This window comes from Aggregatibacter kilianii, from assembly GCF_003130255.1.
GTDB lineage: Bacteria > Pseudomonadota > Gammaproteobacteria > Enterobacterales > Pasteurellaceae > Aggregatibacter > Aggregatibacter kilianii.
Window position 1 is genome coordinate 98,470 of sequence record NZ_NRCN01000002.1, and the last position, 21,519, is coordinate 119,988.

The window sequence follows — 21,519 nt, forward strand, 5'->3', positions numbered from 1 at the left end:
TAACTAATGGCGGACAATAAAGAACACATCGACGATGCGGCGCTACGGGCCGTAGCAGAGGACAACTGGCAGCGTTACGTACACGCGCGTGACCTACGACACCGTAACTTCATCAAACGGGCGCAGCGTAACGACCGCATGTATCTCGGCGAGCAGTGGACAGACGCTGACCGCCAGGCGCTCGAACGTACCGGTCGTCCGGCGCTGACTATGAACCTGATTCTGGGGACGGTTAACGCGGCTATGGGTGAGATGGCACGTTCACAGGCCGACGTGCAGTTTAAGCCGGCGAGAGGGGCTAACGAGCAGGCGGCAAAAGACATGAACTATGTCTATCAGTACGTAGCCCAGCAGAATGACCTCGAGAAGCTGGAGCTAAAAGTTATCATGGACGGGTTAATCCTGGACCGCGGATACTTCGACGTGCGTATGGACTTCACCGATAACGTTCTCGGTGACATAAAAGTGACGGTGGAAGACCCATTGGACGTCATCCCTGACCCAACGGCAAAAGACGAAGACCCGTCATCGTGGGCTGAGGTGTTCATCACCCGCTGGATGACGATGGACGAGCTTGAGGCTATCTACGGCGAGAAAAAAGCCCGCGAACTTCGCCTGCAAGCCTCTGGCGGGTTAGCTGCCGACGCCGACTGCTTTGAAATGCGCGAACGTACTTACGGCGGCGAACAGATGTCGAGCGAATTCACCGGCACGTTGGCAGAGAAGGATATAAAACGTGTGCGCGTGGTTGAGCGTCAATACTATAAAACTCGACGCGTGTTGCAGTTTGTGGATGCACAGACTGGTGACGTGCGCGACGTAACCGAGAAGATGGCAGCTGACCGCGAGAAGTTGGCGCTACTCGTGTCCACACAGCCTACTGTGACGTTACGTGAGATTACTAAACGTGCTGTGCGCACGACTATCACTGCCGGTTACGTAGTGCTATACGACGACTGGTCGTTATACGACACGTTCACGATTATCCCGTACTTTCCGTATTTTCGACGTGGTAATCCACTCGGTATGGTGACAAACTTGGTCGGCCCACAAGAACTATATAACAAGGTCAGTTCACAAGAGCTACACATCGTTAACACCACAGCTAACAGCGGATGGATTATCGAAGAAAACTCATTGGTGAACATGGACGCTGACGAGTTAGCAGAACAAGGTTCGAAGACCGGTACCGTGCTTGAGTACAAAAAAGGTTTCAATGCGCCGGCGAAAATCACACCTAACATGATTCCGCCTGGAATCCACAATATTTCACAAAAAGCTGTAAGTTCAGTGCGCACTATCTCCGGTGTCAACGAGTCCATCATGGGTACTGACCGTGCTGACGTGTCCGGTGTAGCTATCACACAGCGTCGTGAAGCTGGTCAGGCCCAGCTGACAATGCCTGTGAAAAATATCAATAGCACCCGTAAGATGTTGGCGCGTAAAGTCCTTGAGCTCGCGCAGAAGTTCTTTACTGAAACGCGGACGTTTTTTATTACTGATTATTCTCAGGCCGGGCACCCACAGACTGAGCACTCGGTAAACGTGCCCGACGAGACCGGACAAATCCCCGCTGACTTAACACGTGGTAAGTACGACATCGTTATCGGTATGCAGCCGTCACGTGACAGCGTCGACGAGACAATTTTCAGTGAGGCAATCAGTATGCGCAGTGCCGGTGTTGCTATCCCTGACCACATCATTATCCAACACTCAAATCTACCGAAACGCTATGAGATCGCCGAGATGGTGGCTAAGGCGCAGGGCTTTGGTGAATTGTCGCCGGAAGAACAACAGATGGCAGCGGCGCAAATGCAGCAACAAATCGCAGCCGCAGCGCAAGCGCTTGAGAAGACCGAGGCTGAGATTGAAGAACTCAAAGCACGGGCAGCGTTACAAGCAGCGAAAGCCGACACTCTCGATGGCTACAGTGAGCACGCTATTAGACTTTCCGAGCTACAGACAAAACGTGATATGGCAGCGGATATGTTAAAAACCCGTGTAGCACTTGCACAGCTAGCCACTGCACGCAGCGAGTCCGTGAGCCAGCGCTCCGCAGCAACGAAGATTGCTAGCGACATGCTAAAGCTCGGTGGTAACTATGAAAGATAGATTAACCAATCATTTACTGACAACCAACCCCCACGAGGAGAAAATTAAATGGCACAACAAGATGTAACAATCGGCAGTTTACCGACCGTAGAAGTGGACGAGAGCGCGTTCTCGGGTTCGGGCGGTGTAACTGAGAGTGAGATTATCGAGGGAGACGACCGCGGCGACACTCTTGAGCCGGTAGAACCTGCAAAAGCTGATGAGTCTGAATCTGAGCCCGAGCCTGAACCTGAGCCTGAATCTGAGCCTGAATCTGAGCCCGAGCCTGAACCTGAGCCTGAGCCTGAGACCGAAAAAACACCCAAGAACCGCGTCCCGTATGACCGATTCAAGAAAGAGGTAGAAAAACGTAAAGCACTTGAGGCAGAACTGCGTAAAGTTCGTGAAGCTGCGCCAGCTGGTGATGTAGGTGACCTTGATGTTGATGTGACCTTTGATGAGGCTAATTTCAAAAAGATGGCTGATGCGTTCGTGGATGGCGACACCGCTACCGCACAGGCAGCATTCACCGAGATGGTAAAAGGCGCAGCACAGGCAGCGGCGAAAGCGGCAGCAGCTAAAGCCTACGAAACCGCTCGCGACGAGTCCGAGGGCGCATACCGCGCGCGTGTGTTGGTGCAAGAGGCACAGGAAGCGGCTGACTTAGTGCAAGCTGAGTATGACATCTTCAACGATAAGACCGAATCCTTTGACGAGGTATTGTTTGAGAAAGCACTTACTCTGCGTGATGCCCTGATGACGACCGGTATGAGTGTTGGCGAGGCTATTATCGAAGCCGCACAGATGGTCGCTGCCCAGAACGGTGTCGCTGGCAATAGCACTAAGGCACAGAATAGTGAACCCGCCAAAAAACCGGCGGTCAAAGCCCCGAATATCGAACGTAAGCTCGAACAGGCGGCGAAAAGCCCGCAAAAATTAGGTGGCGAACCAAACGCCTCGACCCCTGAGCTCGACATTATGGAGATGTCGGACGAGGAGTTCGAGAAACTGACCCCGGCCGAACTGGCCCGCTTACGTGGAGACATCATCTAATGGATCAATTAAATACTCAAGGTGAGAAACTCATCGGGAAATCCCGTAAACAAGGTAATTCACTCGACGCTGATGGCATGAAACAGGTGTTTATCACTCTTATTGACGCCCTCGAGTTATGCCGTGAAGATTCAGCCGAGCATGGGACATTAAATAGTAACAAGGAGGCACTCATTGACCAGGCTCAGATGAAACTGGTTGAGGCCTCGATGTGGGTCACGAAAGCTGTGACCTACGGCAGATAATGTATAAAACCGCTAGAGATAGCGGTTTTTGTTGCACGCATATAAGCTATAGAGTTATAATATAACCATCTCGATTAACGGACGTATAACCGTTAGCTTACTTCTGAGCTTATCAGCTGCCAACATTCTTATCGCATTTCCACGTCACGGATAGAAACAACACTAACTTTAACCCTAATTCTGAGGCATAGAATGGCATTAACGAATTTCGCCGCTCTGACAACAGAGCAGAAAAAAGTATGGGTGCGTGACCTGTGGAGACAAGCCCGTTCAAAAATGTTTATCAACAAGTTCCTTGGCACAGGCCACGACTCTGTTGTTGAACATATTACCGCATTAACAAAAACCACCAACGGTGACCAGGCTGTTATCCAATTAATCGCTGACTTAGGCGAGGACGGCGTAACAGACGACTACACCTTGGAAGGTAACGAAGAAGCGATGAAAGCATACGACCAAGTGGTTAAAATCGACCAACTGCGTCACGCTGTTCGCTCCAAAGGTAAAATGGCCGACCAACGCTCTACTGTTCGCTTCCGTAACAATGCGAAAGACCAGTTAGCATTCTGGTTAGCTGACCGTATTGACCAAGCCGCGTTCTTGACTCTGTCCGGTATCACCTACGACAACACCAACTCCGGTGCAACTCGTGCCGTCAAAGCTACCGGCCAGAACTTGAAAGACTTGGCCTTTGCTGCTGATGTAACCGCACCAACTGATGCCCGCCACTTGCGCGTGTCCGGCAACAAGTTAGTTGCAGGTAACACCGCGAGCATCACCGCCAACGACCGTTTGGGTTATCGCCACATCGTAGAGTTAAAAGCCTACGCTCGCGATAACTATATCCGTGGTACAGGCGCTAACAACGATAAGTACCACTTATTCTTAACCCCTGCTGGTTTAGCGCAGTTAAAACTTGACCCAGACTTCATGGCAAACGCCCGTGCTGTGAACATTAACTACAACCAAAATATCTTGTTCGGTGGCTCCACCGAGATGTTAGTGGTTGACGGTGTTTACATCCACGAGTACCACCATGTATTCAACACACGTCGTGCAACCACCGGCAAAAAATGGGGCGCGGCAGGTGCAATCGACGGTCAACGTGTGCTGTTCTGCGGTGCGCAAGCATTAGCCTTTGCTGACATCGGTGCTGGTGAGTGGGAAGAAGACACCTTCGACTACCACAACCAACAAGGTATCAGCTACGGCAAAATCTTCGGTTTACGTAAACCGGTGTTTATGGACAAAGTATCCGGCAAGAAACAAGACTTCGGTGTCATCGCCCTGGATACGGCAATCTAATCACGGCGTGGGGCTGTGTAGGGCGGGTGACCGCCCTTTTTTCTAGAAGGACATAAAAATGGCTACATTGAAAAATACAGGTGCAGACGCCGCTCGCGTCTTTGGCCCAGTCGGTGCGGTAATCCGTGTCGAGGCTGGCGAAACCGTCGAGGTCCCGTACACTCCGGCTGAATTACAGGTTGAAGTCGGCGGCAGTATCGAGGTCTCCGACAAGCCTGCTAAGGCGGAGAAAAAACCTGAACCCGCTAAAAAAGAGGGTGAATAATCATGGCGCGGGTAACGGTAGCGGAACTCATTAAACGAGCCAAGACCACCGCACAGGACATTGATTTTGTGCAGTGGATCGAGTCTGAGTGGCTTGACTGGTATAACGAGTGTCTATTAACCCTCGTAACGGTTGCGCCTAATGCGGTCGCTGTGAACCGTACCCTCACCCTTGTACAAGGTAGTCGTCAGACTATCCCTGAAACCGCTGCCCGCTTGGTAGACGTCGTTCGTAACACTACCAGTGGGCGAGCGATCCGGAACATCGACCGAAAAACCCTCGACGAACAGTTCCCGGTATGGCACAAAGACCTTGCAGACGAGGCATACTTCTACGTTTATGACGCCGGTGTGCCGACCACATTCTATGTATACCCCGCTCTAAAAACCGCCGGTGTTCAGATTGACGTCGTACTGGCCGAAAAACCGGTGGCAGCGACCCAAACATCTGATGTGATTGCCGTCTCTGACTGGTATGCCCCGGCCATTGTTGACTACCTACTGTACCGCGCGTACCTCAAGAACGCGGACTACACCAACGACCTCGGGCGTTCTGATAATTTCTATAACAAATTCCTGAGTAAACTCGGGGTGTCTAATGGAGGCTAACCCGTGCAATACACAAAGCTGGCTGAACGAATCGCACTGGAATCTGGCGGCATTCCTGACTTTATTCTCGCGCAGTTACTCGTAACCTGCGCCGACGAATTCTTCCACGACTCACGGCTCTGGCGCGTGACAGGTGAAATTACCCTTAATCTCGATGATGACGAACCGCAATACAACCTCCCTGCGCTACTCCCGGCAGACACCTATATGGTGCGGGTTGAAACCCTGTCGTACGAAGACGGTACGCGAATTCCGGCGGTATCTAACACCGGGCGTTACCCGGAACTAGGTCTAGCGTTCACCTCGAGTACGGATAATATCGAACTCTTTGGGTCGGAGTACCCCCCTGAAAAGTTGCAAATACAAGTAAGTGTAGCACCGACCGCAACAAACAGCGTTATCCCTGACGACCTTCTCCCGTACTGCCGTCGCGCACTAACCGCCCTCGTATTATATCGCGCGTATGCAACACCTAACCGTGAATGGACAAATACCGAGCAAGCAACTTTCTGGGCTGGACAGTACGAAATGTTACTGCTCGAAGCCATGCGCCGCGGTCGCGCAGACAAAGTCAACACACATAAGGAGTGTAAATTCTCATGGTAAGACATCAAGTGACCCCAGAAACAGAGTACCAATTCCTGCACGACCTCTATAACGGCAATCAAGAGGCAATCAACATATTCATGACTATGGCACGCATATCTCACGCCATGGACGACCTTATCGACAAGGATAATGAGGTCAGTGATGTTGAGATTGCCGAGGCATTCTTCATGGCAATTTGTGTACTACCGTCAATCAAACTATACCGTGACAACATCGACGACTTCCGCTCGTTTATGTTTATGGTGTTCACCGACTATATTTCATCAGTGGAGCTTGAGAAAGGCACAGAACACGAGAGAAATATGGCGTTCATGCTTCGCGACAGCTTGACAGGGCTTGCTACACTAATCTGCGCGCTTTTATATGGCAGAACCGTGGCGATGCAAAAGGCCGCTGAGATTCGCCGCTTCTTCCATGACGAACACTTAGAAGAATATAAACAACTTTTACCTACAACGCCGGTAGACAACTCTGCCGACACACAAGGAGACGAATAATGTGCGGCGGTGGCGGTGGCGGTGGCCAACAAAGAACACCGGAAAACGAGCTCGCGTCAAAAGGTATCGAATCTGAACGTTACAACCTCGCCGCGGGTGTGAACTCCCAATATTTGCCAAAATATGTTGAGGAGGCTAAACGTGACTTCTCACACATTTCCGGCGGTCTCGCCAATGCGGACATAATGTCTCAAAGTAAGAACGACTACGTAGGCGCCGGCGCTAACTACATGGCCGCTAGCGACTCGCAGAATTCGTTAGCTAATACCCGCAACACGGCCATTCTTAAAGCCCGTGGCGCAGCAGAACGGACGCGTATCGAGAGTACTGACAGCGCACTACGCGCCCTGAACGGCGCAGCACAATCAGCGGCGCAAGGTCTGGTGGCCTCGGCCCGCCGTGAGAGCGACGAAGCAGTGACCTCCGCAAATAATCGTCAAAATACACGACAAACGAATATCGCCGGCGCGGTCTCTCTTGCCGGGGCGCTTGGAGGTATCGGGTATGATATGTATTCCCGCGGTGAGCTCTTTGGAAAGACCCCAAAACGCGCGGACGGTGGAGCTCCTGTCGTCGAGGCCAAACCCGTCTGGAGAAAGTAACCGATGGCAACTAATTACGAAAAATGGCAGTACAGACGTAACGCTCAAGGCAATACTGAGGCGCAACTCGCAAGTGCGTACCGTGCCGATTGGGCTACCATCGCGCCACACTTGCAAGACTTACTACAGACCGAAGCTGACGCCGTAACCAGTACCGGCATCGTTGACGCGGCACAGCGGCAGATACAGCGCTCTGCTATGGGTTCCGACGAGAGCATGAACGCCCGGCAACAGATGCGTGCTAACACCAATCTCACACCATCTCAGCGGCTGTCGTTAAGCTCTAGCGTGTCTCAAGCTGCGGCGGCCAACAATACAGCTAACATGAACACAGCGCGGATTAATCAACATGAGAGCAACCTCTCCGCGTTAAACCGCCTCATTGCCACAACAAACGCGATGAAACAGGGTTCTGCATCTACGCTCAATGAGATCGCCTCTAACGAGTCAATGCGTAAACAGGCGAATGACACTGCTAGAGCGCAGAAACGCCAACAAAACACCCAGACCGCCGTGAGTGCTGTGGCAACAATCGCGACAATTGCAGCCGCTGCATGGTAGGTGTATGGGGTATTTGACCGAAACTATCGAAGCTGTTCAACGAGCGCGTCGCCCGCTATTCCAGTTTTCAGGCGGACGCGACTCATTATGCACCCTGTTTTTACTCTACGAGTCCGGTTGTTCAAACTTCGACATAGTCTGGGTCAATACCGGTGATGCAGCACCTGAAACGACAAAACTTGTTAATTACATAAAGACTTTGTGGGGCGACAGGCTCTACGAGGTGCGCACAGATTCTCGTACGTGGCGAAAAACAAACGGAGACCCGTCGCCACTAGTGCGTTGCGAGGAAGCCTTCCCGTGGGTGGCTGAATGTTCGAACGAACAGTACCACGTTCAGCCACAAAGTTCATGTTGTGCAGCCAACGTCATGAACCCGATGCACGAATTCACTGTCAGCGGCGGCTACGACCTGGTTATTCGAGGAAATCGCGGTAGCGAACCGCTGAAAACCGCTATCGGGCACTTACAAAAATCTGACGCCCCGTACATGCTCGCCTACCCTATTTACGACTGGACGACCCCACAAGTGGACATGTATCTAGTCAAGCGAAATATGCTCCCATCGTTCTACGAGTTTATGGATTCCGGCGTCGACTGTATGACCTGTCCGGCGTTCTGGGGTAACGGGCACCAAACATGGCTCGCGACACATTACCCTGATGTAGCACAAGAGCGACAACATAATATCGAAAAACTTATGAGCTATATGTCAAACGTCATACAGCTTGGATTTAATGAATTAGACCTTAGAGGTGTGTAATGGCAACTAACGGAATTCTGGAAGGCATCCAAGGCGCTTCCGCGTTACTCAACATGTATCACGGCATCCGCGACCGCCAAGACCGTCGCGAGGCAGACGCGCGTGATTTCGCGCATAAAGAGGCCCGCGAACGCCTGGCAGACACCCAATGGCAGATGAACTACGACCGTCAAGGTGACCAGTTCAATCAACAGATGGACCTACGACGCCAAGAGCACGCGGATAACATGGCTTATCGCCGTGAGGCATTGGCCGAACAACGTCGTTCGCACAACATGAGTCACGGACTGTCGGCTGCTCGCTTTAGACGCGAAGAAGAACGCTATCGCCAAGAACGCGCGGACGCGGAAGCGGCACGGAAAGCAACAGAGGATTTCTATCGCCAACGTGTACTTGGCGTCGATGGAAAGGACAGCAATATCAGCTACGGCGAGGCGGCTGCTATTCCGGGCGTGATTAAAGAGTCCCTCGGTGAGACAGGAAACATGTTACTGGCTGCTGCCGGCTTCAAACTGCCGGAGGGCACGCCCGGTAACGCTGTCGTCGGGGCTATGGACGACAAAAAAGGCGGTATCATCCCTGTAGCTATTTCAAAAGACGCTGAGGGTAGAGGTCGTGTGGAAGCAATTTCCGGTCCAGTTCCGCGCGAGCAGGTGTCTGAGTTTGTGGCGAACGGTGGTAGCCAGCTAGCAGGGACCGCGTTTGCTGCTGCGCTCGGCGTGCAAGCGGCACAGGACACGAACAAAGTTAGAGATGCTCAAGACGCCCGCGACAACCGCGAGTACAACCTTGCACGCATTGACCAAGCAATTTCTATAGTCCAAAACCCTAAAATCAGCAAAGAAATCCGCGAAGAAGCCGCACAGGAGCTCGAAGCCTACCGTGTCGCCGGTGTTGACACCAAGCTCCGTGGCCGTTCCTTAGTTGAAGGTGTGGCAAGAATGCAGGAAGAACAAAAAACTGTGCGCAAAGCAGAACTAGACGCTCTTGGAACAGTGACGAAGACTGAGGCCGAGGCCCGTCTTGATAGACAGCGCGACACCGCGACAAATAAAGAGTTTGCAACACTGCGCAAAGACCTGATTACCTCAGCAGGGGATTTGTACGACAAGAAAGACCCACGTTCACGTGTTGCTGCCGGGCTCGTTGATGCCGGTTTAACTTATATCGAGGACACTCAGGGTCGTCGAGCAGGACAAGCAAATAGCTCTGCGTTTAAGGCACAGTTCAACAACATTATCCGCACCGCAGTTAATCTGAAAACTGACGACTTCGCGGCCGCATACGCAGCGACACAGCGCTACGGCGGCACCGGCAATGAGAATCAGACAGATATATTGCTTGGCAGCTATAATTCCGCGCGCAGACTCCTCGAGGAGGCCGGCATGAGTGAAGCCGAAGCAAACCGTGCGCTGACACAGGCTACTGACGCGCTATTGAAACACGATAAACAAACAAACTTTAGCGAACTTCCACGCTACATTACGGAAAAATACGGTATCAAAGGTAACTAATCTATGGCAGAAAATAAATGGCTTGACGGCGACACAGTAAAAACGGGCGGCACCCCCCGCCCACGCCGTATGTTAGGGGTTGATACCACCGAAACTAAACACGAAGAAGGCAATAAAGGCTGGTCAATTGACGCCTATATCGCTAAGCATATCGCTCAAGGTACTGACCAGACAGTCACAGGTACCGGACGTTACGACAAGTATGGCCGCGAACTCGCCACACTATCCACAGACGATGGCGGCCTTACCAGCAACGAAAAACTGATTCGTGCCGGTCTCGCCGGTACATCCGGCAGTGTTGCTAATCTCCCTGATGACGTTGCATCCGCGCGACATGAACGAGTCCGAAACGCGCTCGCAGGCGTGCCCGATAGTGACGAGAATGTCCGCAACATCGGCCAACTGACTCGTAACCTAAACACTGCCGATAAAAGCGGCCGCCTACAAGGTATCCGTGTCGGCTCTCATGCCCCTAGTCAAAAACGTGACGGGAACGTTTTGACAAATTCCCTCGCCCGCGGTGTTGACCAAACCCAAATGATGCTGTACGGCACTGCGGCGGCGATGGCGAATGCTATCGGCAACGACGACCTACAGAAGTGGGGCGAAGAAGGTATGGCCGCTAACAAATACCAACTTGAGCGCAACCAGCCGGAAACAAGTTCATATAAGGACATCGACGGAGTTGGTACCGCTGTAACCTACGCCATTGAACGTGTATCTGAGACCGCCGCACAGCTCGCGGGAACCGCAGCAGCAGCAGCGGTCGGCGCCGGTATTGGCGCTGCAACTACCGGTGGCGTGGGAACAATCCCCGGTGCTTTCGCCGGAACCTGGCTCGCCTCCTCGGCTATGAGTAGTGGAGAGCTCGCCGGTGATATGAAAGAGGCTGGCGTTAAGGACTATGGTGTTGCCTCACTTATTACCGGTGCCGGCATGGGCGCCCTGGACGCGTTCAGCTTCGGTAAGATGGGCTCTGCTGTTATGGGCGGTCTCGGGGTCAAAAAGCGTGCTGCAATGGAGGTTGCCGGCTATCTGGGTGCAGGCAAGGAGATTGCTAAAGCAGCTGCTAAAGGTTTTGTAACTGAAGGCACAACTGAGGCTATGCAAGAAGGTGTGAAAGAGGTCGGTATTCGTGCTGCCGGTGGTGACACATCTAAACTCGGCTCACTCACTGACCGCATGGCCGAATCATTTGTCGCCGGCGGTATGGTCGGTGGCGCACTAACCGGGGCGGGACGCACTGTACGTGAGGGTGTTGCGTTACGGAAACAGAACCAAGATGGTCGCCTATCTGACACCGCGCCCGATGACGCGTCAGGTAACGTAGTTAACGACCGTGGCGAGGTAACAAAAGGCGCAACAGTGACCTATGACCCGACCGCTGAGAATATCGAGGCTGAGAAAGGTTCACCTACCCACGTGAACGACCCTGCAGTCGAGACTAAAACTGTAGAGTCTGTAAAGGAAGTTGAAACTAAACCTGCAGAGGTCGTTGGGGAAGTTGAGGCTAAACCTGCAGAGGTCGTTGGGGAAGTTGAGGCTAAACCTGCAGAGGCCGTTGGGGAAGTCGAAACTAAACCCGCAGAGGTCGTTGAGGAAGTCGAAACTAAACCTGTAGAGGTAGCGACCAAAGAACCGGTTAACAGCAAGACTAACTATACCGGCGTTAATCTCCGCCCGTTAATTGATGCGACCTTGGCCGATGACCAGAACGTGCCACAAGAGATTCGTACCGCGCTCAAAGACTATATGACCGGCGGGTACGTCTCTAAAGAAGCGCTTATGCAAAACCCACACAACCGTGGAGCATACGTCGACCAATATGCCCGCGACCCAAATGTACCTGACTTGGTGCAAGGTGCGTTCAACAAGGCCCGCGAACAGTTGCACGGGAAGATTCAAGAGGCAAAAGCCGCCAACCAGAACACAGAGGCAAAACGGCTTGACGGTGAACTCAAGAAACTTAACACATACGAGCAGACATACCGTGTAGAGAACGCACGCAAGAGTGTAGACTTTGCTAAGGCTAAACATGCGGCCTATGACGCTGTCGTGCGCGACATCAACAATCGCCATGAAGGTGCAGACAGCATCGTGCGCGCGCTGCGTGCAGCTATCGGTCGTAATGATAAAGCAACAATCCAGCGTATCGTCAAAGACCGCACCAATATCGGTTTTCGCAACGCCGACATTGTCACCCAACTATTGACAACTGATAAGACCACGCTGGAAGAATTCGCTAAAGACTACGGCGATGGAACCCACACCCCTGAGCAGGTCTACGACCGCTTGGCAGCAACCTACCTCATCGGTCAGTCACAGGTATTCAGTGAGAGTGGTAAATCTGGTGACAGCGCCCGCGTAGCAAAAGCGCTACACGAACCAAAACAGCAGGAGCAACTAACAGAAACGCCCGCCACTGAACGCCAACAACCGACAAAAACGGTACTCGACGCTAAAGCTGAGAAAGACCTTAGCGACTATGTACGCCGCGCGGTGTATGCCGCCCAGCGTGGCGAGACCCGTGTCGAAAGTAAAGCATTTGAGTCAGTGGAAGATGACAGCGGTGAGACTCAGGTATCCACGGTCGAGAGCGCCAATGACGGGATCGACCCACGTAATCCACGACAGCTCGAGGCACTACTCGGGGCACTTGAGGCAGGCTGGCTAAACGATAAAGGTGAGATGGTCCGCAATAACGCTGAACACAAACGCGAAATCCGTAAAGTGTACGATGGTCTTGCTGCACAGTTCCCGGACAAGTTTAAGTGGGTTATCTCCGAGCGCGAGGGCAAAGAGCCCCCGTTCCACCTCATTAAAGCTGCCCTGAAAGATGGTCTACAACCGATGATTGAGGCGGCAGAAAGCCAACAAAAACAAGATTTTACGTCCGTCGTACGCAACATGGTTGACGCGAAAGCGACAATGTACAACCTCGGGTCTATCGCCAAGAAGACCGGTAACGACAACATCTTCGCGCTTGCTGACCGCGTACTCGAAGCAGCTAAGCCTACTGAAGCTCAACTTGACGGGCTGGCAGCCCAGTTCGGTGTTGAACGTTCTCGTGTTGAAGCTGTGCTCAAAGATATAGATGTCGCGGTCGAGAGCTACATTAATGACATCGACAGTGGTGCTAAACCCGATGTTGCCGCAGTAACCGCAGCGCAAACACTTGACGAGTACACAGAGAATAAGGCTCTCTCTGTGTACTTACAAGAAGTACTGGCTGACCTTAACACAAAACGTGTAAGTAAAGAGACCATTAATCACGCCATGTCTGTACTCGAAAAAGAGGACATGAGTAATGCGTTGCCGGAAGACGTTATTACCCGTTTGACTGAGCTTGGTATTATGAACAACGCCGAGGTCGACAACAACGTGAGATTTGTCAACCGTCATGCAGCGGTCCGTTCCGACACGAAAACGACAGATGTGCTTGAAGTACCGACCTCGCGCGGTAACCTTCGTCGTGTGAACTTACCTCGCCTTGTGGCCGCCATTATGGAGGAGAACAAGGGCGAGAATCTCACACCGGCGCACGCGTTTGTATCCGCCGTGCAGGAAGCAGTTGCGCGACTCGAGACGTTAGAAGACAGCCACGGTTATCGCTTGGAGAATGCCGCCCGAGCGTTTAATGAGATGAAACCTGAACAGGTACTGTATCGTTCCGGTAGCCGTGAGGTGACTATGGCCGATTACCGCGGTATTGTCGAGGATATGGTTAGTGTGCAGAACGCCGCAAGCGGGTATACCCAACTCAACGAGCTACGTAAAGCGGCAGTCGGTCAGATGCATGAGGTTATCGAGCGCTATACTCCTGAAGGTCGTGACCGCTATCGTAAAAACAACCCGATTCTGTGGCCAATCCCACACCGCGCTGAAAAAAACGAGGTCAGCTACCGCATTGAGCGCGAACAGATGGATACCCTACTCCAAGATGTAATGTCATTGGACGAGGGCGCGTTCGCTCTTGAAAGTGAGATGAAAGCGAGCCCTGAATATCAGCTTAAAGACGTTGTTGGTGGTAAAGACCCTTGGAATGACTTTATCTCTGATTTCCTTGAGGCAGTCGACGTTATGAGCAATGACGACTACTCCGGTAGAAACACCAAAGACCTCGACTACGACGCCGCTAAGAGGACAATCGACAACTCAATCAAGACCCTGAAACGTATCTCCGCATGGGTATCGGCTGACCTACGTAATAAACGAAACCCGGAGGCTGGGGTCCGTGCCGGGTTGAGTAAAGAATTCTCAAAACGTGTCCGTGCGCTAACAACAGGGCTTACCCGTAGTTACTATCGTCTAGCCGCTATCCAACGTAAACTAACTGAGCGCCACTACGCCCTCGAAAAAATTGACGAGATGTTCGGCACAAAATCCACAAATGAACGGACTGAGCGCGCGTTTATTGTTGATAATGGCATCGAGACGTTGGAAGGTGAAGGTCTCGAAACCGTGACCTATACCCGTGAGGATAATATCCAATACGAGTTTGACTCTACGGTTCGTGACAATGACATTGCGTTTGTCGAGGAGCAGACTAATAAAAAACTCTCCCGCGACACTCGCCGTGTATTCGTCGAGAACATGAACGGTGCGAAGAACTTTATCGTGTACTCCACTAACGGTGATAATGTCACTGTGACCGAGTTCAATAGAGGTAAGAAGGTCGCAGAGCACTCGCTCGATAGCGCCGACACTGAACGCGCGTCAATGTTGGGCGACAAATACGAAGGCTGGTTGGCACTACACTACGGTGAACGTTCCGGCCTCCCAATCGAAACCCAGTCCCGTGTACTTGCTATCGACGTCAAAGATATGGTGAACGGTGAGGATGGGCTCGGACTCAAAGGTTTTGAGGGCGGCCTCGATAACCTCGACTTCGCCTATGCACAGCTATTCGGTGTCGGTGAGTTGCCGCCACTCCATGAACGTATCGCAAAAGTGGCACAAGGCTCTGTGTCCTACAACCCACAAGTAGCCCGACCGGTCGTGAAGCCAGCGAAAGGTGGCATAGTCAATTACTTCGATGATAACCCGCGAATCAAGTTCTACGGCAAAGAAATGCGCCCACTTGACGTAGGTGCCGCTGACCCGAAAGGGCTTCGTGCGCGTAACTACCGTACTGTACACGAACTCGTGACCGCTACCGGTATCAAAGAGCAGGTGAACATTATCCAAGGCAGTGACATCGAAACCACCCGGGTCGAGACAGTCAATGGCGAATACAACATTCACCTCCCAATGCTTACATCGAAGAACGCCCACGAGTGGCTACTGTCGCTCGGCCACGAGCTAGGCCACGTAATGCTTGACCCGTATCTAAACGCGTTTGACAAAGGTGCGTTACCGAACGACACACGTGAGGTAATTAGTAGCCTCTACAGCGGCGTGTTGGATGGTGACAAAGCCGCTATCGAGGGTTTTGCCGACAGCTACGCCCAACACTTTATCGAGCCGTTAATCGGTAAAAAGGTCGAAGTCAATGAGCAGAGCAAACATATCCTCGGTAACATCTATATGCGTTTTAAACGTCTGGGGCAGAAAGTCGTTGACACACTCAATAGCCTACTTAAGGATTTTGAACTCCTAACCGGGCGTAAACAGAAAATCAATACCTCGGCGCAGAAGGCGTTTCTCGATAAACTCGCCGGCGAACGCGAGGCTATGCACGAGCATTTGAGAGAGGTTAATGAGAACTTACTCGGCAAGATGAAAGTCAACCCTAAACTAATCGGGCGAGCTATCCGTGAAACACTTCACGCGTTGCGCCCGACGTGGGGCCGCCTTAATAGCATCTCACCGGAGGTAGCGGCCATGTTCCAAGCTGCGGGCGACGGTAACAGACCTGCATACGTGAACCTCATGCGTCGATATACCCGTAACGCACAAGGTAAGCGTGTTATGGGTGACCTCTACGACGGTAAAAAGTCCAAGAATATAACTAAAGGGTATAAAGACCTAATTGCCGGCGTCGACAGTGAAAATGCCCGCAACGTGAGACAGTGGCTCAAGAATGTCCACGAGATGTTTATAAAGGACATTGACCCTAATAACATCAACGCTTACGGTGTACGTGACCCCGAGGTTGACCGCGTTCCGTACCGCTTAGACCCGAACAAGGTCAGTGAAAACGTTCATGAGGTCCGGGCAATCTTGCGTGAACTTGGTTATGTTGAGGATGACGTAACCGGGCTTGTGAATGCGGCTATTGAAGGCAGTGACGCTACTGACAATCGCGCCGTTCGCTGGCAGTCAGTGCTATCTAACGACACCCACCGAGTGCGACTTGAGAAGTTCCTCGACCATAACGGTGTAAGCGTGATTAACGCTTATATCCATAACCTCGCTAAGACTATGTCTATGCGCCAAGCGTTCGGTGCCCACCTCCGCGGGCGTGACGGCAAGCTCTTACGTGATGACAATGGACATGCGGTATTCATGCCGATGGGTAAACTTAACCACTATGTACAGCGGATGAACGACACTGACGCATACACCGTGTCAGCTGCGCTGCGAGCAATCAATGGCACATACGGCTTTAAAATGCCTCAACCGGTACGCAAGACTATGGGGACAATTAATGCGGTCGGTAATATGGCTGTGCTCCATCTTGCAGGGCTATTAAATATTATGGATAGCGCAGTACCTCTAATTATGACCGGTGACACCGGCACAGCACTACGCACACTCGGCAAATTTATCTTCTCCGGCAAAAGTCGCGAAGAAGCCGTTGAAATGGCACACATGCTTGGCGTGATTCAGTATGGTGTAATTAGCAACAATATCGAGGGCATCTTCTCTGGCCGAAACCGCACAGAGGGCGCGCTCAACTGGACGGTGGACAAATACTTCCATCTGAATGCGATGCACGCGACGACAAAACTGTCCCGCATCATGGCGACTGCGGCAGCTATCGAGGACTTCCGTAACGGGAAAATCAATAAAGTCAGCCGCGAGCACCACTTAAAAATATTCGGTATTACTCAACAGGAGATTGATACTGCGTTCGAATTCTTAGCCGGCAAAGATGTAAATACCATGTTCGACGACGCATTCATGGAGCGTGCTACCCCTCAACAACAAGAAGCAGTGAACAAGCTCCGTAACGCTATCACCGAGTATGTTGACCTATACACACTCGACCCGAGCGAGATTTCTGACCCACTTATCGCCTCGAATCCGTGGTTTATGTTACTGACAAACCTCAAACGGTTTGCCTACGCATACCACCACACCATTCTCCGCGGGCAGTGGCAGGAGGTAAAAGCGCGCTTCGGTGAAAAAACCGGGCTCGCTAAAGTACCGCATATACTGGAGCCAGTCTTTATGACCGCACTATTCAGCCTACCGTTGGCGCTCGCCTCTATCTGGCTGCGTGAGTGGTTCCGTGACGGTGACATTGACAAAGGTAATCCATTCGATAAGGACCTAAGCGCGCTTAGCTGGGATGTAATCCAAAAATCAGGCTTACTCGGTGTTGGGGACATTGTCAATAACGCCGCTAACGCGACCGAGTACGGCACACCTTGGTGGCTGTCTGCAACGCCATCTGCTGCGGTGGTGTATAAAGCCGGCAGCCAGCTCGCTGACGAAAAATACGGGCAGGCGTTTAAGACTGTTGTACCACTCTACGGCAAAGTGCACCTATATACTCCGGATAAATGGGCAATGTTCGACGATAACGGCGAAGATTAATGGAATAACTCCGAAAGTTATAATATAATTAGACTATCCCAGCCCCACGCCACCTCTTACTGGGATAACTGATGAAACTGACCTACGACAAATGGGGCGGGACTGCGCCACGGCTAGACAAACGGGTTCTACCCGCCGGTTTCGCGACCGAGAGCTTTAATACACGGCCTGACCCGTACTCACTTAAACCGTGGCTACGCGAACAGCTAACCACAAGCCGCGTGAAACCGACAGCGAAACAAATCTACCGCTATCATAACGGACAGTGGTTCGAAACCGACCGCACTGAAACCCGTTTTGTGTCTGCGCCGATCATCAACGACCCAAACCACGAAGTAGTGTACTGTGACCATGAGGGAGTTAAGTTCACCCGTAACGACGTTGCTATCGGTCAGCCTCCGTACCCGTCAAATGGGCGCTTAATTGGTGTCCCCCAACCAGCAAAACCGGGGATTAAAAACAACAACCCACCTCCTGCTAGCGCCGACATACAGGCAATGGATATTGCCTACGTCGTGACGTTTGTTAATGAATTCGGCCGCGAAGGCCCAGCATCACAGGCGTCGTCCATCGTTACTACCGACAGTAAAAAGGTCAATATCACTATCACCCGTCCCGCGCTACCGACCGGGGCCTACGCTCTAGGTAACGGCTCGAAATGGCGGCTTTACCGCACCAATACGGCAAGCGACGGCGCAGGCATCTATCAATATGCCGGCGAAGCACCGATTACTAACAGCACGATGAATGACACCCTGCTCGCTGACGAGGTGCTTGAACAGCTATCCACTGCCGACTGGTTCGCGCCGGCTGACACCAACAAAACCCTATGGCCATCCGGGCCACTAAAAGGGCTTGTAAACGTTGCGAACTCGTTCCTTGCCGGATTCACCGGGCGCACACTGTGTTTTTCTGTGCCCGGCGTTCCGCACGCGTGGCCGCCTGCCTACCAGATAGTTGTCGAGTACGACATTGTCGGGCTCGCCGCTGTAGGTTCAGAGGTCGTTGTCCTTACTAAAGGCCATCCGTATGTGGTCTCCGGTTCTGCGCCGGGGAACTTAACCGCGACTAAACTCCCTGACCCACAGGCATGTATCAGTGCACAATCCATTGTCGCGTTCGAGGATAAGGTTATCTATGCTACCCCTGACGGCTTATGCGCTGTCACCGGCCAGCGGTCTGAGTTGCTGACATCCGACATTTTCGATGAGCGGTCGTGGAACGCCATTAAACCGACTACTATCCTTGCCGGCTACTATGAGGGGGCGTACATCGCAAAAAGTGATGTGACAACCTTCATTTATCTTCCCGGTGCCGGTACTAACAGCTATCGGACAATTAACTTCCGCCCCGTGGCGATGTTCAACGAGCTCGAAAGCGACACCTTGTTTTACCACGAGGGTGACGGCGTCATTAAGGCTTTCAATAAAGGTGGAGGCGCTTACCGCTACGTGTGGAAATCCGGGGTCGCCCGCAACCAGAAGAAGAACTGTTTTACGTGGGGCTGTGTGTACGCGTCCGATTACCCTGTTGAGATTACATTGACGAGTTCCTTTGATGGTGCACACGAGCGTAGCGAGACGTACACTGCCCGTAGTTCTGCACCATTCAGACTCAAGGGCGGTTATCTGGCGAACGAGTTCGTGCTCGGCATCACCGGCGATAAGACTGTGCACTCTGTTGAGTTCGCCAACAGCCTTGAGGAGCTCAGTCTATGACAATGATTAATCGCAATCAAACCGCTATCCCGTCAGTACCGACCTCCGTTAACGCTGACGTGCGTAACTTCCTACTGGCGATACGTAACTCAGTCGTCGTACTACAAGGTGGCGGTAACCAGAATGCGGCGCTTGACCGCGCGGTAACACTCCGCGAAGTGAAAGAGGGTAAGTTACAGCTGGCGGCGAGCAGTGTCGGTAAAGCTATTCAGGAACTGAAAAAGAACGGCGACGACTCTGTCAAAGGTCTCGGCGAAGACCCGGATAAGACAAAACGAATTGTCGAGGCCCCTACTGCACCGACACAGTTCAATGTTGACGTCGGTCTTACGACTGCGACTCTCACATGGGACTACCCTGCCTACCGCGGGCACGCGTTTACAGAAGTGTACCGCCAAGCGACGGCACTTACTGCAGATGGGCGCCCTGTAAACGGTCCGTCGTTCGCGGCAGCTAACCACATCCGCGGTTATGCAGTAGGGTCTGCTTACACTGACTCAGTAGACTATTACACCGGTTACTACTACTGGATTCGACACGTGAATGAGGACGGCGCTGTCGGCCCTCTTAGTTCAACTGATGGTGTGTTCGTGAAGTCATCACGAACAATAAAAGATGAGTTGCGAGAGCAGAATCTGAGCTACATTGAGCCGGTGGATAAGGTCCCAAGTAAAGGTACAAACGGCCAGATTGTCTACGACACCGTTAACCAACGACTACTGTCGTGGGACGGGAGTAAGTTCGCCCCACTTACGGGCAGTATCGCTGACGGCTCCGTAGGTATTGCGTCTTTCGCCAAGAATATCACCCCTGTCCAGCTCGTGAGCGGTGTCCCAAGCAGTCGTCAGGCGTCAGATGTGGTGATGGACACTACGTCAGGTAAGCTGTATCGATGGGATGGTCGCGGGTACACGGCAGCCGTCAATGCGTCCGACGTCATAGGGCAACTCACTGCTGGGCAGATTGCCGCCGGCGCCATCGGCACATCACAACTTGCAGCGGGGGCGATTACTGCGGACAAGTTGGCTATTGGTAGCGGAGTGAACTTGTTACCTAACCCAATCTTAGCCAACCGCGCTGCGGGATGGTTTACAGACGACGGTACAAAAGGCTCGTGGGTGGTGAACCGCGAGTACCTGACAAAATCCCCTAACAACTGGCAACCGAAAGACGCCCTACCAACTGAGTGCGTCGTCAAAATGACCTTAACAGGGGCTGGGCCAACAAACTTCTGGTGTGATGCGGCAGCAATCAACGTGAATGTGACCCCCGGTGAATGGTATATGTTAAGTGGTTATTACCGCGGGTATCAGTCCACATGTCAAATGCTAGTTGAAAAGTACTCCGAAAACCACGCGTCGTACCAAGGGTTAATCGCAAGCACACAGCTTGCCGGTGATGTCGGTAGCGGTAATCCGAGCGGATCGTTCGTCAACGGCTTCCGTAATGCGCCACGGTACTTTGTCAAGTTTCGCGCACCTGATACCGGATGTGTGTCTATTCACGTGAGGATGTTATCCGCGGCGCGGAGTGGTGCCCACATGTTCTTTGGACGCCCACAACTCGAGAAATGTTCTGAACACGCTACTCAACCCGGTGCATGGTCTAACGGCGGGGTAACCGAAATCCATGGCGGTAGCATTATCGCCGATACTATCACTACCGGGAAGATCGCAGCGGGGGTTATCGGCGCGCGGGAACTGGCGGCTGGGTCGATTACCGCCGAGAAGGTTCGAGCAGGTGCAATTACCGCTGACAAGATGGCTGTTAGTAAGCTCTCTGCCGTAAGCTCTAACCTTGGTGATATTACCGGGGGCAGCCTCAATATTAACAATCGCTTTAAGGTGGCGAGCGACGGAACACTGACAATGCGCTCAAGCACGTCAAATGTCGGTATGGTCGTGACAAATGAATCCATCATCGTATACGACGAAGCTGGTCGTGTGCGGGTGAGAATCGGTAAACTCAAATAACATAGGAAAAA

15 protein-coding genes are annotated in these 21,519 nt (G+C 52.4%); all 15 read left to right on the plus strand.

The features are described 5' to 3' along the window. Window positions 1-6: 6 nt before the first annotated feature. The 15 genes from DK428_RS10210 to DK428_RS10285 all read left to right on the plus strand — a co-directional run bounded on the left by DK428_RS10210 (window position 7) and on the right by DK428_RS10285 (window position 21,508). Window positions 7-2,112 (plus strand): portal protein, encoded by a 2,106-nt coding sequence (locus DK428_RS10210; protein WP_109092223.1) that lies wholly within the window; start codon window positions 7-9, stop codon window positions 2,110-2,112. A gap of 48 nt (window positions 2,113-2,160) precedes the next feature. Then, window positions 2,161-3,144: a hypothetical protein gene (locus tag DK428_RS11605; protein WP_157952206.1), complete on the plus strand. Its 984-nt coding sequence runs from the start codon at window positions 2,161-2,163 to the stop codon at window positions 3,142-3,144. Then, on the plus strand, window positions 3,144-3,389 hold the full coding sequence (locus DK428_RS10225; RefSeq protein ID WP_109092225.1) for a hypothetical protein: 246 nt from the start codon (window positions 3,144-3,146) through the stop codon (window positions 3,387-3,389). Before DK428_RS11605 ends, DK428_RS10225 begins: the two co-directional genes overlap by 1 nt. A gap of 192 nt (window positions 3,390-3,581) precedes the next feature. Continuing rightward, window positions 3,582-4,694, plus strand: coding sequence for a phage capsid family protein (locus DK428_RS10230; protein WP_109092226.1), 1,113 nt, complete (start codon window positions 3,582-3,584; stop codon window positions 4,692-4,694). A 58-nt stretch (window positions 4,695-4,752) separates the two neighbouring features. After that, on the plus strand, window positions 4,753-4,959 hold the full coding sequence (locus DK428_RS10235; protein ID WP_109092227.1) for a hypothetical protein: 207 nt from the start codon (window positions 4,753-4,755) through the stop codon (window positions 4,957-4,959). A 2-nt stretch (window positions 4,960-4,961) separates the two neighbouring features. Then, the gene (locus tag DK428_RS10240) at window positions 4,962-5,567 is read left to right on the plus strand and encodes a phage adaptor protein (RefSeq protein WP_109092228.1); all 606 of its coding nucleotides are present in this window, start codon (window positions 4,962-4,964) and stop codon (window positions 5,565-5,567) included. A gap of 3 nt (window positions 5,568-5,570) precedes the next feature. Then, window positions 5,571-6,173 (plus strand): hypothetical protein, encoded by a 603-nt coding sequence (locus tag DK428_RS10245; RefSeq protein WP_109092229.1) that lies wholly within the window; start codon window positions 5,571-5,573, stop codon window positions 6,171-6,173. Beyond that, window positions 6,167-6,673, plus strand: a complete 507-nt coding sequence (locus DK428_RS10250; protein ID WP_109092230.1) for a hypothetical protein — start codon at window positions 6,167-6,169, stop codon at window positions 6,671-6,673. Before DK428_RS10245 ends, DK428_RS10250 begins: the two co-directional genes overlap by 7 nt. Further along, on the plus strand, window positions 6,673-7,275 hold the full coding sequence (locus tag DK428_RS10255; protein WP_109092231.1) for a hypothetical protein: 603 nt from the start codon (window positions 6,673-6,675) through the stop codon (window positions 7,273-7,275). Before DK428_RS10250 ends, DK428_RS10255 begins: the two co-directional genes overlap by 1 nt. Window positions 7,276-7,278: 3 nt before the next feature. Continuing rightward, complete coding sequence (locus DK428_RS10260; protein ID WP_109092232.1) at window positions 7,279-7,836, plus strand: hypothetical protein; 558 nt, start codon at window positions 7,279-7,281, stop codon at window positions 7,834-7,836. Window positions 7,837-7,840: 4 nt separating this feature from the next. Beyond that, a complete protein-coding gene (locus DK428_RS10265) occupies window positions 7,841-8,599 on the plus strand; it encodes a phosphoadenosine phosphosulfate reductase domain-containing protein (RefSeq protein ID WP_109092233.1) in 759 nt (252 codons plus the stop codon). Then, complete coding sequence (locus DK428_RS10270) at window positions 8,599-10,113, plus strand: hypothetical protein (protein ID WP_109092234.1); 1,515 nt, start codon at window positions 8,599-8,601, stop codon at window positions 10,111-10,113. The genes DK428_RS10265 and DK428_RS10270 overlap by 1 nt, the downstream gene beginning before the upstream one ends. Window positions 10,114-10,116: 3 nt before the next feature. Continuing rightward, on the plus strand, window positions 10,117-17,817 hold the full coding sequence (locus DK428_RS10275; RefSeq protein WP_109092235.1) for a hypothetical protein: 7,701 nt from the start codon (window positions 10,117-10,119) through the stop codon (window positions 17,815-17,817). A gap of 71 nt (window positions 17,818-17,888) precedes the next feature. Further along, on the plus strand, window positions 17,889-19,535 hold the full coding sequence (locus DK428_RS10280) for a hypothetical protein (RefSeq protein WP_109092236.1): 1,647 nt from the start codon (window positions 17,889-17,891) through the stop codon (window positions 19,533-19,535). Further along, entirely contained in the window at window positions 19,532-21,508 is a 1,977-nt protein-coding gene (locus tag DK428_RS10285; RefSeq protein ID WP_109092237.1) for a phage tail protein, read from the plus strand. The genes DK428_RS10280 and DK428_RS10285 overlap by 4 nt, the downstream gene beginning before the upstream one ends. Window positions 21,509-21,519 lie beyond the last annotated feature (11 nt).